We start from the raw sequence: 16,852 nt of genomic DNA, 5'->3' as shown, positions 1-16,852 counted from the left end.
AGTGTACGGCGACCGGCTGATCACTCCCTGCGTGCCAGCTGTGGAATCAATCCGCCCGCGAGCACGTCGTCGACCTGACGTGGGGACAGCCGATGACGCACCGGGATCTCCACGTCACGGGTCGAGTCGAACAGGGTCAGGTGGGGGCCGGAACGAATGGCCTCCCGAACCCCGTCGAGGACAAGCACGTCGTCCTGCCGGATCGTGTCGTAGTCGTCCGGGTTCTCGAATTCGAGCGCGAGGACACCGAAGTTGGCGAGGTTCTGCCAGTGGATACGGGCGAACGAGGTGACGATCACCGCGTGCAACCCGAGGTAGCGCGGGGTGATCGCGGCGTGCTCACGCGAGGACCCCTGCCCGTAGTTGTCACCGCCGACGATGAAATGCCCGGTGGTCTTCGCCGTCTTCTCCGCGCGCGCCGGATAGGTCTCGTCCACCTGGGTGAAGGTGAACCGGGACAGCTTGGGAATGTTGGAGCGGAACGGCAGGGCCCGCGCCCCGGCCGGAGAGATCTCGTCGGTGGAGATGTTGTCACCGACCTTGAGAAGCACCGGTGCCTCGATGCGGTCGGGCAGGGGCGGAAACTCGGGCAGGGACGAGATGTTGGGACCCTTCACGAGTTCGACGAGCCGAGCCTCCTCCTCGGGCAGCGGAGCCACCAGCATGGCCGTGTTGACGGTGGCCTCGTCCGGAAGTGTGATCTCCGGGTACGGCATCCCCACTTTCTCCGCCCAGTCCCGCGGGTCGGTGATCACCCCGGTGAGAGCCGACGCCGCCGCCGTCTCGGGTGAACACAGCCACACGGAATCCTCACGGGTGCCCGAACGCCCCGGGAAATTGCGGGGCATCGTCCGGAGGGAATTCCGGCCGGTCGCCGGCGCCTGGCCCATGCCGATGCAGCCCATGCACCCGGATTGATGAATTCGCGCGCCTGCCACGACGAGCGCGAGCGTGGCGCCCATCTTCGTCAGATCGGAAAGGATCTCCCGCGAACTCGGATTGACGTCGAAGCTCACGCTCGGGTCGGTCTGCCTCCCCGACACCATGGCCGCAGCGATCGCGAAATCGCGCAGCCCGGGATTGGCGGACGACCCGATCACCACCTGGCTGACGTCCTCACCGGCGACCTCCCGGACGGGCACCACGTTTCCCGGCGAAGACGGTTTCGCGATCAGCGGCTCGATCGTCGACAGGTCGAGGTGTTCGTGCACGTCGTATTCCGCGCCTGCATCGGCGAGCAGTTCCACGAAGTCGGCTTCCCTGCCCTCGGCGCGCAGGAAATCGCGGACGGCGTCGTCGGCGGGAAAGATGGACGTCGTGGCGCCCAGTTCGGCGCCCATGTTCGCGATCACGTGACGATCCATCGCCGTCAACGTTGCGAGCCCCTCACCGTGGTATTCGATGATTCTGTTGAGCCCACCCTTGACCCCGTGGCGGCGGAGCATCTCGAGGATGACGTCCTTCGCCGAACTCCAGTCGGGGAGCCTGCCGGTCAACTCCACACCCCAGATCTGAGGCATCCGCAGGTGCAGGGGCTGACCCGCGATCGCCATGGCGACCTCGAGCCCACCGACGCCGATCGCGAGCATGCCCAGCGATCCCGCCGCCGGTGTGTGCGAGTCGGAACCGACCATGGTCTTGCCGGGAACACCGAAGCGCTGCATGTGGGTGGGATGAGAGACCCCGTTGCCCGGCTTCGAGAACCACAACCCGTACCGCAGCGCGGCGGTGCGGAGGAACTCGTGGTCCTCGGCGTTCTTCTCGTCGGTCTGCAGCAGATTGTGGTCGACGTATTGCGCGCTCAACTCGGTCTTGATGCGATCGAGGTGGAGCGCCTCGAGTTCCTGCATCACCAGGGTTCCGGTGGCGTCCTGGGTGAGGGTCTGGTCGATCCGGATCGAGATCTCCTCGCCCGGTTCCATCCGGCCGTCGAGGAGGTGTGCACCGATGACCTTGCGGGCGACAGTGTCCGACATCGCTGATCCCTTCGTCGTACCTCCAGGATGCGCCGGAGTCACGGCGAGGGCCAGCGCCCCGAACCCGTCCGGCACTCGACAGGACAATCTTCGGCTATCTAGGAAAATTCGTAGAGAAAGCTAGATTCCGCTAGTCGTTCTGCGCCCGCAGATACTTGCCGAAGTGCGGCACGGTGAATCCGATCGACCCGCGCTCGGCCGAATAGATCAGGCCCTTCTTGATCAGCCCGTCCCGCGCCGGTGACAGCGACGCGGGTTTGCGGCCGAGCTCGGAGGCGATCGCCGACGTGGCGACCGGTCCGTCGTCCCCGGAGAGGTCGGCCATCGCCCGCATGTACTCCCGCTCGGCAGGCGTCGCGCGCTCGTACCGCGACCCGAAGAACCCGACCGCGAGTTCCTCCTCCGCGGTGGGGGCGGCCACCCGCACGTCCTCCTCGGTGATCGGGCTGGCCGCGGCCACGTCCCACGTCGCCTTGCCGTAGGCCTGGACGAAATAGGGGTAGCCGTCGGCCGCGGCGTACAACGCGTCGAGCGCCTCGTCCGTGAACTTCACGTCCTCCCGCTCGGCGGGCGCGATCAATGCCCGATCGGCCGACACCCGGTCGAGCCGGTCGATGCGGTGATAGCTGAACAGCCGCTCCGAGTAACTCTTGGACGCCGACAGCACCGCGGGCAGGTGCGGCAGTCCGGCCCCGACCACGATCAGCGGCGCCGCGTCCTGGCTGAGCTCGTGGCACGCCCCGCACACCGCCGAGACGTCCGCGGCGCCGAGGTCCTGCATCTCGTCGATGAACAGTGCGATCCCGACCCCGACGTCGCGGGCCAGGGACGACGCGTCGAGCAGCAGTTCCACCAGGTCGATCTCGATGTCGCCGGAATCGGCGCGACCCTTCACCGCGGGGGCGTCGATGCCCGGCTGCCACCGCTCCCGCATGCCCTTGTCGGCCGTCGCGCGCAGGGCGAACGACTTCAGGACGCCGAGGAACTCCTCCACCCGGTCGGGGTCGCGATGCGAGCCCGCGATCTCCCGCACCGCCATGTGCAACGCCGACGACAGCGGCCTCCGCAGATCCTGATCCGGGCGGGCCTCGATCTTCCCCGTGCCCCACCGCCGCGAGATGGCGGCCGACCGCAGGTGGTTCAGCAGGACCGTCTTCCCGACGCCGCGCAGACCCGTCAGCATCACACTGCGTTCCGGGCGACCGCGCGCGATCCGCTCGAGCACCACGTCGAACGCGTCGAGCTGCCTGGTTCGGCCCGCGAGCTCCGGCGGGCGTTGCCCCGCGCCGGGCGCATAGGGGTTACGGACAGGGTCCATGGCCACGAAGGTAACAACCTCTGTTGCCGAATCTGCGCTCATCTAGCGCGTGTCCTAGATCCCACTATGAAGTCCTAGCCGGGGTGGCGACTTCCGCACCCTTCGGTGCCTATCGACGATCGCGCGTTCCCCCGAGGCTGGATGCAGCACCAGGAACAGGGAGAACACCATGATCGAGTTGGACGCCAGAGCCGAGTTGGAACGCCTCGCGCCGCACGCAGCGACGGGCGATGAGAACGCCGTCGAAGAGGTTCTCCGCATCGCGCACCCACTCGTGCACCGCTACTGCACGAGCAGGCTCGAGTCGGTGGATCACCCGCACGCCACCGCCGACGACGTCACCCAGGATGTGTGCCTCGCGTTGATGAGTTCCCTGCGGACGTACGAGAATCAGGGGAAGTCGCTGCTGTCGTTCATCTTCGGCATCGCCGCGCACAAGGTGTCCGACGCGCGGCGCCGCGCCACCCGGTTGTCCGCACCGACCACCGCGCGCGGCGCTGCCGCACATCATGTGGTGGACGTCGAGGACGGCCCCGAGCATCACGTCCTGCGCCGCGAACTGCGCGGCGAGATGGGCCAGCTCGTCGAGACCCTTCCGGTCCGGCACCAGCAGATCCTCTTCATGCGCGTCATCGTGGGAATGTCGGCCGAGCAGACCGCACGGGTCCTGGACACCACTCCGGGCGCCGTCCGTGTCGCCCAGCACCGGGCGCTGAGCCACCTGCGGGCGAGGATCGGGCACGGGCCTGCCCGCTGAGAGTTCCCGCCCGGTCGTTGCCAATTGCGGGGGCCGAGTGGTCCGATGGATTCATGAGCGCACCCGACACGGTCCTGGTCGCTATCGGAACGAAGAAGGGCCTGTGGCTGGCCACCAGCCGCGACCGCGCCACCTGGGCGTTGTCAGGCCCGCACTTCCTGATGAACGAGATTCCGAGTATCGGGATCGACACGCGGGCCGGCCGCACCCGCATTCTGGTCGGGGTCCGATCCGAGCACTGGGGTCCCACCGTCGCGCACTCCGACGACCTGGGTGCCACCTGGACCGAACCGGACCACGGCGCCATCCGCTTCGGCGACGGTGACGGCGCCGCGCTCGAGCGAGTGTGGCAGCTCCGGCCCGACACGGACGACCGTCCGGGCGTCGTGTGGGCGGGGTGCGAACCCATCTCGGTGTGGCGGTCGGTCGACGGCGGCGAGCATTTCGACCTCGAACGTGGGCTGTGGGACCATCCGCACCGCCTCGAGTGGGGAGCCGGATATGGCGGTGCCGCAGCGCATTCCGTCGCCCCTCATCCACAGGACGAGAACACGGTGCATGTCGCGATGAGCACCGGAGGTGTCTACCGCACCACGGACGGGGGCGCGTCCTGGGAGCCGCGCAACACCGGGATCACGGCCTACTTCCTGCCGGACCCGAACCCGGAGTTCGGCCAGTGCGTCCACAAGATCGCCCGCGACGCCGTCGTTCCTGACCGGTTGTACGCCCAGAACCATCACGGCGTCTACCGCTCCGACGACAGCGGCGACACGTGGAAGTCGATCGCGGACGGACTGCCGACGGACTTCGGGTTCGTGATGCTCACCCATCCCCGCCGGGAGGGAACCATCTGGGTCGTTCCGATCGAGGCGGACGGCAAACGGATCCCACCCGACGGCCGGCTGGCCGTCTACCGGAGCGAGGACGCCGGGAACAGCTGGACCCGCCTCGACAGCGGGCTGCCGGAACGCGACTACAACGTGGTGCTGCGCGACGCCGCCGCAGTGGACACCGCCGACCCGGTCGGGGTGTATTTCGGCACGCGCGGCGGCGAGGTCTACGGGAGCGCCGACGAGGGTGCCTCGTTCGGCACGGTCGCGGCGCATCTGCCCGACGTCCTGTGTGTGCGGGCCGCGGTGATCGCGTCATGAGCGGGGGCGTCACCGTGCGGGTTCCGCGGGCACTGGCGTCGATCGTCGGCGGTGAACGCTCCGTGCACGTTCCCCTCGACGCCGCCTCGACGGTGTCCCACGTGCTCGACGTCCTCGCGGGCGAGTTCCCGATTCTCGGCCGGCGGATTCGCGACGAGACCGGCGCCCTGCGGCGGTACGTCAATGTCTACGTGGACGGCGAGGACGTCCGGCTCCTCGGCGGCGTCGGCACCGAGGTGACGCCCGGGCAGGAACTGCAGATTCTGCAGTCCGTGGCCGGCGGCTGAGCGCGACTACTCCGCAAGCTCCATCGCCACTGCCCGGGTGGGCGCTCCGTCCCCGGCCTCCAGGGCGATCGGCAGGAGGCTGAGGAGCGGGTCGGGGAAGTCGATCCGGTCGAGTCGGCACAGATTCTCGCCGATCACTCCGCCGGCGTCGGCGATCAGATGGTGAACCGGGTATCCGGCGTCGGCGTGGTCCTCGTCCGGAGTCTCGTCGATGCTCGGGGCGTCGAGGCAGAACGTCCGCACTCCCCGGTCGAGCAGCAGTGCGCACGCCTCGGGGTCGAGGAATGGATGTGTGTAGTAGGCATCCGTTCCGTAGTGGCGAGACCACCCGGTATGGAACACGGCGATGTCGCCCGGCCCGACGTCGCCCGCCCGGGACATGATCAGTTCGCGGGTAATCCGCTGCCGCGCAACGAGCTCGCGCAGGTCGAACACGACGCCGCGGCCGACGAACAGCTCCGGTGCCAGCCGGTCGACGGTCGCGGCCCCCGCCTTCAGATGCGCCGGGGCGTCGACATGAGTCCCGGACTGCGAACCGATCCTGACGTCCAGCACGTTGTAGCCGTCGCGTTCGAGAGTGCAGTGCCGGATCAGCGTCGGCACCGGGTCGCCGGGATACACCTGCATCCCCGGCCCGATCGTGTGTGACAGATCCACGATTTTCCGCACGTGTGGCATCGCTCGATTGTCCGGCCTCGGGGTCACGCGTACCGCGATATGCTCGATGACGAGCGAAGAGGTGGTGGAATGACCGATTTTGACCCGCTCGCCACCCAGCGTGAGTCGGTGTCGAAAACACTCGCAACCGAGCTGTCCGCGGTCGGTCTCGAGGACGCCAGGGAGATCGGGCACGGTGGGTTCGGGGTGGTCTATCGGTGTGCCCAACCGGAACTCGATCGAACCGTGGCGGTCAAGGTCCTCACCGCGGCACTCGATGCCGAGAACCTCGAACGGTTCCTGCGGGAGCAGCGCGCCATGGGCCGGCTGAGCGGCCACCCGCACATCGTCAACATCATGCAGGTCGGGACGACCGACACCGGCCGGCCGTACATCGTGATGCAGTTCCATCCCCACGATTCGCTGGACGCGCAGATCCGCAGGCGCGGGCCCATCCCCTGGAGCGACGCCCTGCGGGTCGGGGTGAAACTTGCCGGTGCGCTCGAAACCGCGCACCGGGTGGGCATCCTGCACCGGGACGTCAAACCGGGAAACATCCTGCTGACGGAGTACGGCGAACCGCAGCTCACCGATTTCGGGATCGCGCGGATGTCGGGGGCGTTCGAGACGACTGCGGGCACCGTCACCGGCTCCCCCGCATTTACCGCACCCGAGGTGCTGTCGGGGCGGACCCCGACCGCCGCCTCCGACGTGTACAGCCTCGGTGCGACCCTGTTCAGCGCGATCACCGGGCACGCGGCTTTCGAACGGCACAACGGCGAGGAGGTGATCGCGCAGTTCCTGCGCATCACCACCCAACCCGTCCCGGACCTGCGGACCGAGGGTTTCCCCGAGGACCTCAGCGCCGTGATCCAGCGGGCGATGTCCGGTAAACCGGAGGATCGCCCCGCGTCCGCCGCCGCGTTCGGGGACGAACTGCGGGAGGTCGAACGCCACCATGGATTGGCTGTGGACGAGATGGCAATGCCCGTCGACGCCGGGGTGCACCACGTCGAGGATTCCTCGCCCGGGGCGGTCTCGACCATCTCCGGTCCGTTCCGGACGTCCACGACGGGACGGGCGCGCTACGCGTCGACGCCACCGCCCGCGCCGGCCACCCGGTTCCGGCCCCCCGCCGCGACCCGCCAGCTCGTCGAGCGGAACCGGCTGATCGACCTGCTGCGGGCCGGACGCCGGCGCCTGCTGACCGTGATCCACGGCCCCACCGGATTCGGCAAGAGCACTCTGGCCGCCCAGTGGCGGAACGTCCTCGCCGACGAGGGGGTGGCCGTCGCGTGGCTCACCGTCGACAACGACGACGACAACGTGGTCTGGTTCGTCGCGCACCTCATCGAGGCGATCCGCCGCGTGCGTCCCAACCTGGCCAAGGAACTCGGCCAGGTCCTCGAGGAGCACGACGACGAGGCCGAACGCTACGTGCTCACCTCGCTCGTCAACCAGATCCACGAGAGCGGCGAACGGATCGCCCTGATCATCGACGACTGGCAGCGCGTGTCCGAACCCGCGACGATCGCCGCCTTGGAGTTCCTCCTCGACAACGGCTGCCACCACCTGCAGGTCGTGGTGACGAGCCGAACCAGGGCCGGGCTGCCGATGAGCCGCATGCGCGTCAAGGACGAACTCGTCGAAATCGACTACTCCGAACTGCGTTTCGACGATTCCGAAGCCCGATCGTTCCTCGTCGACCTCGGTGGCCTGCCCCTCGACAGTGAGGACGTCACCGAGCTCCGCGACTCCACCGACGGATGGGTGGCGGCTCTCCAACTGGCGTCGCTGTCACTGCGCGGGCGAGCGGACCCCTCCGAGCTGATCGCCGGACTGTCCGGCCGTCACCACGCGATCGGCGAATTTCTCGCCGAGAACGTCCTCGACACCCTCGAACCCGAGATGCTCGACTTCCTGCTGGCCACCTCTATCACCGAGCGCACGTGCGGCAGCCTCGCCGGCGCCCTCGCGCACACCGCCCGTGGGCAGGCGATGCTCGAGGCCGCCGAGGACCGGGACCTGTTCCTGCGCCACATCGACGATGAGCGGACGTGGTTCCGGTACCACACCCTGTTCGCCGAGTTCCTGCGCCGCCGGCTCGAACGCGACCAACCCGACCGCGTCCGGGAACTGCACCGCATCGCGTCCCGCTGGTTCTGCGACCACAGCCTGCTCCGCGAGGCCGTCGACCACGCCATCGCCGGCGGCGAAGAGCAACGCGCCGTGGAACTCGTCGAGGCCGACGGACTGATACTGCTCGAGCAGTCCCAAGCGGCGACGTTGTCGGCGGTGGTCGACAAGCTGCCACCGGCTCTCGTCGCCGCGAGCGCCCGGCTGCAGGTCACGACGGCGTGGGCGCACGCGATGGCGAACCGGACCATGGCCGCCGAACGCGCGCTCGAGCGAGCCGAATGGGCACTCGAACACAGCGGCGCTAGCGCGAGCGACACGGCGGATCTGCGGGCGGAGGCGGGCGTCGTCCGTGCGGTGGCCGAACTGCGCAACGACCGCAGCGACCGGATTGACGAACTCGCCGCCGACTGCCTGGCGCGGCCGGAGGCCATGTCCCCGTGGGTGGTGTGCGCCGCTTTCAACGTCACGACGTTCGCCGCCGTGTACCGCTTCGACTTCGCGGAGGTGCGCAGGATCCAGGAGGTGGCCCGGCCCTACTACGAGCGGAACACCGGACCGCACAACGTTGTTCACGGTCAGAGCTATCTGGGTGTCGCATCCTACGAGCAGCTCGACGTCGACGACGCCGTCGACCGTTTCCGGCGGGCCCGCCGAGCCGGACGGAAACTGGGCGGGCCGCGAGCGCCGTCCGCCCGGCTCGCGGGGTCGCTGCTCGGTGAGGTGCTCTACGAACGCGGGGACGTCGAAGAAGCCGAACGTCTCCTCGACGACGGTTACACCCTCGCTGTCGAGACCGGTGGGGTGGACTTCAAGGTCGCCCGCTTCGTCACCGGCGCTCACGTCAAGGCGCTCCGGGGTGACCGTGAGGAGGCGACGACACGCCTGCACGCCGGACTCGAGGTGGCCCAGACCTACTCCCTCGCCCGCCTGCGGGCCCGCATCGAGAACGAACGCCGGCGACTCGGCATCACCCCGCATCCCTCACTGGGGGCGCCGGACCCAATCCGGCACGACGACCGGCGGCGCCCGGTGTCGGGCATCGACGAGATCGTCGCGCAGGTCGAGGAGACCACCGCGATCCGGATGTTGCTCGCCACCGGGGCGCGCGAGAACATCGAGCTGGCGTGCACCTGGGCTCAGGAGTGGACCGATCGGCTGGCCGGCACCGGCCGCAACCGCGCCTACCTGCTGGCCGAGCGCCTCCGGGTGGCGTGCCTCGCCGCCGCGGGCCGCGACGAGGAGGCGAAGCAGGCCCTCGCCTCCATCGCCTCGATCTGCGCGGCACGTGGACTCCACCGCGTGCTTCCCGACGGCGGACCCTTCGTCGTCGCGCTGGTCGCAGATCTGCGGGCCGATCAGCTGGCCGGAGAGTGGCGGCCGGACTGGGCGACGGTGCCCTCCGACTTTCTCGAGGAGCTACAGAACGCGACGGCTCCGTACACGATGTGATCCACGGTCAGGCGGGACCCATGTCTGCCGATCGCCAGTGCTCGGGGCGGAGATGGATGGCGACCTGTTCGCCGAGTTCGGCCCGGGCGAAATCGAGGTAGGCGTCGACCTTCTCCGGCGCGAGGTAGCGCTCGGTGACCTCCCGCAGCATGTCGTCGGTTCCCGGGACGGTGCGCGTCACCGCGCCCTCGACGGAGACGTATCGGACGGTGGGGTCGACGCGTTCGACCATCATGGTGAATCGCCCGGCCGCCTCGATGAGGCGCGCCTTCTCCGAACCGGCGCCGGTCAGTACCCACAGATCACCCCCCGGGGCGTACTGATACCAGATCGGGACCGTCAGAGGTCCGCGGTTCTCACCGGCGGAAACCGACAGCGCCGCGATGTGCGGCTCGGACAGGAACTGTTCGCGCTCGGACACAGACAATGGCATGACCTCGACGATAGGAGCCACCACCGACAGATTCCGGGGTCCCGCACCGGCGCGGCGGACCGATTGAATGGAACCTGGCGGTTCGAAACGGTTAGATGGGACCTGAGGTTCCGGACAGTGCAGCGTCGTACGTCGAAGTGAACGGAGACAAAGATGCCAGGCCCAGTCGCGAGATTGGCACCCCAATCAGTCCTCACTCCGCCCAGCCCTGCCTCCCTGTTCCTGGTGCTCGTCGCCGGGGACTCCGACGACGACCGCACGACGGTGTGCGATGTGATCTCCGGGATCGACGGACTGCTCAAGGCGGTGGGATTCCGCGAACTCGCCGGCTCGCTGTCCTGCGTGGTCGGTGTCGGTGCGCAGTTCTGGGACCGCGTGAGCTCGTCGTCCAAGCCGGCGCACCTGCATCCGTTCGTCCCGCTGTCCGGGCCGGTCCACAGCGCGCCCTCCACGCCGGGTGACGTCCTGTTCCACATCAAGGCCGCCCGCAAGGACCTGTGCTTCGAACTGGGCCGCCAGATCGTCTCCGCGCTGGGCTCCGCCGCCACCGTGGTCGACGAGGTGCACGGCTTCCGCTACTTCGACTCCCGCGACCTCCTCGGATTCGTCGACGGCACCGAGAATCCCACCGACGACGACGCCGCGGACGCCGCACTGATCGGCGACGAAGATCCCGACTTCCGGGGCGGCAGTTACGTGATCGTGCAGAAGTACCTGCACGACATGAGCGCGTGGAGCACGCTGAGCACCGAGGAACAGGAACGGGTCATCGGGCGCACCAAGCTCGAGAACGTCGAACTCGACGACGACGTCCAGCCCGCCAATTCGCACGTCACCCTCAACACCATCGTCGACGACGACGGCGTCGAGCACGACATCCTCCGCGACAACATGGCTTTCGGCAGCCTCGGCGAGGCTGAGTACGGCACCTACTTCATCGGGTACGCCAAGGATCCCGCCGTCACCGAGCTGATGTTGCGACGCATGTTTCTCGGCGAACCGCCCGGCAACTACGACCGCATCCTCGACTTCTCCACGGCGGCCACCGGCACGTTGTTCTTCGTGCCGAGCCGGGATGTGCTCGAATCGCTCGGCGACGAGCCGGGCGACGCGGAGTCGGCACCCGAAGACCCGGTCGGGCCGGCCGCGGCCGGCCCGTACGACCTGTCCCTGAAAATCGGTGGTCTCAAAGGAGTATCGCAATGAGTGATTCGAGCAATCTGCACCGCAACCTGGCACCCGTCACCGAGGTTGCCTGGCAGCAGATCGGCGAAGAGGCCGCCCGCACGTTCAAGCGGCACGTCGCCGGTCGACGCGTCGTCGACGTCGCGGGACCGTTCGGATACTCCTACTCGGCCCACAACCTCGGCCGGGTCACCCCGATCAAGACATCGGACAGCAGGATCCGCGCACAGCAGCGGCAGGTGGACCCGCTCGTGGAACTCCGGTTCCCGTTCACCCTCAGCCGCGCCGAGGTCGACGACGTCGCCCGGGGTTCCCTCGATTCCGACTGGCAGCCCGTCAAGGACGCCGCGAAGGCCGTCGCGTTCGCGGAAGACCAGTCGATCTTCCAGGGATTCGACGAGGCGGGCATCCGCGGACTCGGACCGTCCAGCGACAACCCGGTTCTCAGTCTGCCGGAGGATCCGCTGCTCATCCCCGACGCCGTGGCGTCCGCGCTGTCGGCGCTGCGACTCGCCGGTGTCGAGGGACCGTATTCGGTGGTACTCGACGCCGACGCGTACACCGCGGTCAGCGAGACCCGCGACGAGGGACATCCCGTGTTCCACCACCTGCGTGACCTGGTCACCGGCGACATCATCTGGGCACCCGCCATCAGCGGTGGGTACGTGCTGTCCACCCGCGGTGGCGACAACCAGCTGACCCTCGGCACGGACCTGTCGATCGGCTACGACAGCCACACCGCCACCGACGTCACGCTCTACCTCGAAGAGACGTTCACGTTCGCCTCGCTCACCGCGGAGGCTGCGGTCGTCCTCGCACGCTGACCCCCGGCCGGGGTCGTCAACCGCCGAACAGCAGGTACAGCCCACCGAAGGTGTACGTCACCATCGTGAACAGCAGTGCCAGCTGCCCGGTCAGCTGATGACCCCGGGGCAGGACCCGTACGGATTTGTCGTGTGCCGCAATCACTCCGAGGACGTGCCCGGCGAGGACGCACAGCACCTTGATCGACGCCGTCGCGGCCGGGTGCTCGGACAGCACGTACCAGACCTCCGCGTCGCCGAGTCCCAGCGGGTTCCACCCCCGACCCATCGGGTCGGCCAGCAGGATCACCGTCGCCTGACCCTTCTCCACGAGATACGTCAGGTAGTGGGCGAAGACGTAGCCGATGATGATCGGGATCAGCGAATGCGACAGCAGCCCAGGGAGGGCGGCGCGCTGCTCCGGCCGCAATCCGCCCGCGGCCCGCGAGGCCACCCAGAACGACACCCCGACGAAGCCGATGAACGCCAGGAGCCCGGCGGTGCGCGCGAGAGTCGCGCCGATCGGGGAACCGATTCCGTCCACCAGCCGCGCCCACCACGGGAACGCCGAGAAACTGTCGAAGGCCGTGGATCCCAGCAGCGTTGCCATCAACGCGACGGAGCCGGCACGAACGGGCATCGATCCCAGGTGGTCCAGCGGATTGCGCAGCACGATCCGGCCGTCGTGCCGATCCCGGCTCAGTGGAGACAACCGCGACGCCAGCGTGCTGTACACCTCGAACGGATCGCCCCGCTCACACCAGCGCTCGCCGCAGGTGAAGGCCCCGACCGTCGTGACTACGACGTAGACCAGCAGCCAGGTACGCACGGCGGCAACGGAACCCGGGTCGCCGGAGGCGAGCTCGAGCCAGACGAAGGCGAACAGTCCCGCGACCGCGGGCCAGTACCCCCACGAGTTGCGGTACCGCGCAGTGCCTTCCGTCGGGGAGCGCCCGATCACCGCGCACACCGATCGGTGAAGCGTGCGGACCGGGGAGAGTACTCGCCACACCGGTCCGAACGCCAGCGACACCGCGACCAGTCCCACCCAGAGCAGCACGTAGAACACGCCCGGCAGGGCATTCTCCGAGGACTCCGAGGGTCCGAAGAACGCCGCGAGCGCCACCCACACCGCGAACACCAGACCGAACGCCGCCAGCACGTTCCGCGTGATCGGCGCGTCGGCGAACCGCGTCACCCAGCCGTGCAATCGGTGCCCGGGACTGTCCGGGTCCAGTTTCGGGGTGCGCCACGCGAACGCCAGGACCACGAAGGAGACGGTGAGCGCCCAGCTCGCCCCGATCAGCGCATACGTGAACGGGATCGGAAGGTCGGTGGATCCGCCGAGGCCGTGCGCGAGAACAACGGTCATGGACGCACGAGCAGGGTGGCCACCGTTTTACCCGTGTCGTGCAATTCCACCGCCACCTGGCCCGGAACGTCCACGGAGAACTGGGTTTCCTGGGTTCCGGGGTGAATCTCGAACGAATGCTCCGGCACGGCGTGCACGTGCAGTTCGTCGTCGGCGTCGCTCTCGATCCGCACGGTGACGGTCTCCCCCACCGCGGCCTCGATGCGCTCGTTGCTCGGTGTCACCGAACCGCCGTCGATCACGACGTCGATCACGACACCGTCCTCCGTTGCCGGCGTGTCGCCGTCGCCTCCACAGCCCGACACCAGGGCGGCGACGACAGCAGGTACCACGACAACTCCGGCCAACCGCCTGATCACCTAATTCTCCTCGTCTTTCTCAGTCGGGCCGTGTTTCGCGTTCTCGGCGTTCTCGGCCGCTTCCGCCTTGCGGTCCCGGACCGCCAGGTAGATGACCAGGCCGGCCACCAGGAACGCAGGGACGAACGCGGGAATGGCCAGCAGCACCGAGTGATCGGCGAGGTAGACGACGTCCGGGCCGTTCACCGGATTCATGTCACCGTCACGTCCTCGCGGGTGCCGGTGGCCGCCTGCCCCTGCGTGTACTTGCTGATCCGGCCCGCTCCCCAGGCCAGCGCGGTGATCAGCGCAAGAGTGCACACGAGCACGACCAGCGACGCGGCACCGAACAGCCAGGACGGGTGATCGAAGTTCCGCTCCCGCTGCAGGATGGTGATTTCCGGGACGAAGTCACGGGTCGAGGACGCGACGGCGGGGAGTTCCTCGGCTCCGATGCCCGGATCGCTGGGCAGGTAGATCGGGACGGCCGTCATCGTGCGCCCGTCCTGCACGCGCAGCAACGTCTTCCACGTTCCGTGGACCGGCACCGGTTCGTGAGTCCGGTAGGTGCCGGGCCCGGTGCGTTCGAGTCGGTCGACCGTGAATCCGTTGCCCAGTCCGGTGCCGCCCTGCCAGGACAGAATGGACACCCAGGCGGGATTGTCACTGGCGAGATCGGGTGGGTCGATACGCACCTCCGCGTCGACCATCCGGCCGCCGTCCGGCGCGGCCTCCGTGAGAGCGATTGTCGCCGTGGCGTTGTCCGGGACGGTCGCGACGAGTCCGTTGGCCGTGGCCCCGGCGATCACCACGACCGTGGCGACGACGATGGTGCGGCTGATCGCGGGACGCGGAAGTCCCTCGGATCGGAGCACCCGCCCGAGCAGGGCGCCGCAGGCCCCGGCCGCGATGCCCACGGGCACGGCCATGGCCAGCGCCTCCGGCCACATGCTGGTGGGCCAGGGGTAGATGTACACGGCGTCGATCCACAGCGACTCGAGCCACAGCCCGACCGTCGCGACGAGAAGTCCGCCGACGGCACCGAAGGCCACCCGATTCTTGATCAGCGGTGTCAGGGCGAGCAGTTCGATCAGCACCGCAGCGCCGAGGCACAGTTCGAACACGTTCGTGGGGGCGCCGAGAACCGGTCCCACCATCAGTGCCGTGATCGCACGCACGACGCCGGCCACCGCCACGGCCACGATCGCCGCGAAGGGTCCGAGAACAATGCGTGCCGCCACCAGGGTGAACGCGGCCGCGCCCGCGATCATCATCGGTTGCAGGACGAGGCGGAACTGTTCGACGCCGAAGTCGTATTCGATCTGGAAGACGGACAGGCCGATGAGCAGGCCACCGAACGTGCCGCACCGCAGGAACCAGATCAGCCTGCTGTCCTGCTTCGTGTCACCGGGGGTCGCCATCCGGCCCTCGTAGTCCAGGAGCAGGACGCCGATCAGCGACAGCCCCGCACCGCCGATCAGCATCAGGTGCGTCGGCCCCCACAGCGTGACGTCCTGACCGAAGATCCGGTGCCAGACGTCGTCGAGGGGAAACCCGATGAGGGCGTACAGCCCCGCCCCGGCCACCAGGACGCCGCCGACCGGGACGTACCAGGTGCGGGTGATCTTGATCGCCGCCGGACCGGGTTTCTCGTCGCGCGGCAGGATCATCGCCAGCATCCCGGTGATGAACAGCAGGAAGAGTCCGACGAGGATGAAATAGTGCGCGGGGTTCGCGAGCGGCCCGTCGTCGCGGCCTCGCCCGATGTGCAGGCTGACGTCCCAGATGAAACCGAAGAACGCCGTCAGGATGGTCCCGACGAACGTCACCAGGGGCAGCGCGACCCACGGGGGCCGGTCGAGCGCGCGTGCCGCCGTGTCAGCGGTCGTCTGCAGCCACGTGATCTTGCGTGTGCGGTGCAGGTATGCGATCCACAGCAGACCGACGGTGATGATCGCCGTCGCCACCGAGATTCCGATGATCTGATCGAACGCCGCACCGCCACCCTCTCCGCCCGATTGGGCAAGAATGGGTGAACTCGGAGTAACAGTAACTTGGCTCACGTGGTGATTATGTGCGCCTCGTGCCGAAAACGCCAGACCCTCGACCCGGCACACGGCGGTTCGTAGGCAAATCTATTCAGATCTGCGATCAGACGTAGATATGGCTAGATTCCTCTATCGAAGCCTCGACCAGCGATAACTGCCACCGCCCGCACGCGCAGCCGAGGTACGTGACGACTCCCGTGCTCGTCCGATGCCGAGATACTTCCTGCCAGTCGTGTTCGTGATGTTCGCTCATGCACCCAGCATGATGTAATGGCATTGTGCATCTCAACCCTTACGGCGAATACGCGGTCACACTCGCCGCCGACCTCGCGAATCACCCACCCGACTCGACCGGCGACCTCGTCGACCGATGCGTCGACGCCGGCATCGTCGTCGACTTCCCCGTCACCGACGACGACCTCGCCGACGTGCTCGCGATGCTCGACCGGTGGGCGTCGATCGCGGACACCACCAGCGACGAAGCCCGGGCCGAACAGGTCAACCTCATGCTCACGAAGGCATCCGCCTACCCGCGACTGACCAACCACGCCGGCGACGGCTGGCACCTCCACTACCGTGACGACCAGCAGTCGCTGGCTGGCGTGCTCGAGGCGCTCTTCTCCGTCGGCACCGCACTGCACCTCGTCGGCCGCGGCATGCACCGGCTCGGCCGCTGCGCACTCGAGGAGTGCACCGCCATCTACGCCGACACGTCCCGCAACGGCCGTCAGCGGTACTGCTCACCGAAGTGCGCGAACCGGGACGCCGTTCGACGCCACCGGGCGCGCTGACACTTGGTCAGTATGCAATCGACGGCTCGCCGTCAGTGAGCGAAATCTTCCCCCGTGTACTCCCGCTTCTCCACCTGATCCGCCTGCACCACAGTCGGATAGAAACGGTACTTGAACGCCCGCTTCACCACCCTCCCCGCCATAACCC

Annotated in this window: 16 protein-coding genes; 7 read left to right on the top strand and 9 right to left on the bottom strand. The window is 68.1% G+C overall.

Annotated elements, in window-relative coordinates:
* Positions 1 to 20: 20 nt before the first annotated feature.
* Both QM841_RS23810 and QM841_RS23805 read right to left on the bottom strand, forming a co-directional pair.
* A complete protein-coding gene (locus QM841_RS23810; RefSeq protein WP_283333817.1) occupies positions 21 to 1,976 on the bottom strand; it encodes an aconitate hydratase in 1,956 nt (651 codons plus the stop codon).
* 130 nt (positions 1,977 to 2,106) lie between these two features.
* Entirely contained in the window at positions 2,107 to 3,294 is a 1,188-nt protein-coding gene (locus tag QM841_RS23805; RefSeq protein WP_029539211.1) for a DUF8462 domain-containing protein, read from the bottom strand.
* Between the two features lie 169 nt (positions 3,295 to 3,463).
* Between QM841_RS23805 and shbA the strand changes: the two genes are divergently transcribed.
* From shbA to QM841_RS23790, 3 genes are read left to right on the top strand one after another with little or no spacing between them, the layout of a single operon-like run.
* Positions 3,464 to 4,051, top strand: a complete 588-nt coding sequence (gene shbA / locus QM841_RS23800) for an RNA polymerase sigma factor ShbA (protein ID WP_283333814.1) — start codon at positions 3,464 to 3,466, stop codon at positions 4,049 to 4,051.
* 53 nt (positions 4,052 to 4,104) lie between these two features.
* The gene (locus tag QM841_RS23795; RefSeq protein ID WP_283333813.1) at positions 4,105 to 5,202 is read left to right on the top strand and encodes a WD40/YVTN/BNR-like repeat-containing protein; all 1,098 of its coding nucleotides are present in this window, start codon (positions 4,105 to 4,107) and stop codon (positions 5,200 to 5,202) included.
* Positions 5,199 to 5,489, top strand: a complete 291-nt coding sequence (locus QM841_RS23790) for a MoaD/ThiS family protein (RefSeq protein WP_280780462.1) — start codon at positions 5,199 to 5,201, stop codon at positions 5,487 to 5,489. The genes QM841_RS23795 and QM841_RS23790 overlap by 4 nt, the downstream gene beginning before the upstream one ends.
* A 6-nt stretch (positions 5,490 to 5,495) precedes the next feature.
* On the opposite strand, the gene QM841_RS23785 is transcribed toward QM841_RS23790, so the two are convergent.
* Positions 5,496 to 6,167 (bottom strand): cyclase family protein, encoded by a 672-nt coding sequence (locus tag QM841_RS23785; protein WP_280780463.1) that lies wholly within the window; start codon positions 6,165 to 6,167, stop codon positions 5,496 to 5,498.
* 69 nt (positions 6,168 to 6,236) lie between these two features.
* Between QM841_RS23785 and QM841_RS23780 the strand changes: the two genes are divergently transcribed.
* Positions 6,237 to 9,734: a serine/threonine-protein kinase gene (locus QM841_RS23780; protein WP_283333811.1), complete on the top strand. Its 3,498-nt coding sequence runs from the start codon at positions 6,237 to 6,239 to the stop codon at positions 9,732 to 9,734.
* Between the two features lie 7 nt (positions 9,735 to 9,741).
* On the opposite strand, the gene QM841_RS23775 is transcribed toward QM841_RS23780, so the two are convergent.
* Positions 9,742 to 10,167, bottom strand: coding sequence for a pyridoxamine 5'-phosphate oxidase family protein (locus QM841_RS23775; RefSeq protein ID WP_005251302.1), 426 nt, complete (start codon positions 10,165 to 10,167; stop codon positions 9,742 to 9,744).
* Positions 10,168 to 10,320: 153 nt separating this feature from the next.
* On the opposite strand from QM841_RS23775, the gene QM841_RS23770 reads away from it, so the two are divergent.
* Together QM841_RS23770 and QM841_RS23765 are read left to right on the top strand one after the other, a co-directional pair.
* Complete coding sequence (locus tag QM841_RS23770) at positions 10,321 to 11,373, top strand: Dyp-type peroxidase (RefSeq protein ID WP_283333808.1); 1,053 nt, start codon at positions 10,321 to 10,323, stop codon at positions 11,371 to 11,373.
* Positions 11,370 to 12,176, top strand: coding sequence for a family 1 encapsulin nanocompartment shell protein (locus tag QM841_RS23765; RefSeq protein WP_005251300.1), 807 nt, complete (start codon positions 11,370 to 11,372; stop codon positions 12,174 to 12,176). The genes QM841_RS23770 and QM841_RS23765 overlap by 4 nt, the downstream gene beginning before the upstream one ends.
* Positions 12,177 to 12,192: 16 nt before the next feature.
* Here the strand turns inward: QM841_RS23765 and QM841_RS23760 are convergent, their stop codons facing one another.
* The 4 genes from QM841_RS23760 to QM841_RS23745 are packed head-to-tail and all read right to left on the bottom strand — an operon-like array spanning position 12,193 to position 15,928.
* Entirely contained in the window at positions 12,193 to 13,527 is a 1,335-nt protein-coding gene (locus tag QM841_RS23760; protein ID WP_283333806.1) for a hypothetical protein, read from the bottom strand.
* Entirely contained in the window at positions 13,524 to 13,886 is a 363-nt protein-coding gene (locus QM841_RS23755) for a hypothetical protein (protein ID WP_283333805.1), read from the bottom strand. Before QM841_RS23755 ends, QM841_RS23760 begins: the two co-directional genes overlap by 4 nt.
* Positions 13,887 to 14,081: a hypothetical protein gene (locus QM841_RS23750; RefSeq protein WP_283333804.1), complete on the bottom strand. Its 195-nt coding sequence runs from the start codon at positions 14,079 to 14,081 to the stop codon at positions 13,887 to 13,889. It abuts the gene before it with no gap.
* Positions 14,078 to 15,928, bottom strand: coding sequence for a hypothetical protein (locus QM841_RS23745; RefSeq protein WP_283333803.1), 1,851 nt, complete (start codon positions 15,926 to 15,928; stop codon positions 14,078 to 14,080). Before QM841_RS23745 ends, QM841_RS23750 begins: the two co-directional genes overlap by 4 nt.
* Positions 15,929 to 16,191: 263 nt before the next feature.
* Here QM841_RS23745 and QM841_RS23740 point away from each other — a divergent pair, with 263 nt between their 5' ends.
* A complete protein-coding gene (locus QM841_RS23740) occupies positions 16,192 to 16,704 on the top strand; it encodes a CGNR zinc finger domain-containing protein (protein ID WP_283333802.1) in 513 nt (170 codons plus the stop codon).
* Positions 16,705 to 16,736: 32 nt separating this feature from the next.
* Here QM841_RS23740 and QM841_RS43450 read toward each other — a convergent pair whose 3' ends face one another.
* Positions 16,737 to 16,847 carry a helix-turn-helix domain-containing protein gene (locus QM841_RS43450; protein WP_280780490.1) on the bottom strand — a complete coding sequence of 37 codons (111 nt, stop codon included), beginning with the start codon at positions 16,845 to 16,847 and terminating at the stop codon, positions 16,737 to 16,739.
* Between the last annotated feature and the right edge of the window lie 5 nt (positions 16,848 to 16,852).

Origin of the sequence: Rhodococcus sp. IEGM 1307 (assembly GCF_030056915.1) — a bacterium.
Classification (GTDB): Bacteria; Actinomycetota; Actinomycetes; order Mycobacteriales; family Mycobacteriaceae; genus Rhodococcus_F; species Rhodococcus_F opacus_D.
The sequence above is the reverse complement of the archived record's forward strand: the minus strand, read 5'-3'. Positions and strand labels throughout refer to the sequence as shown.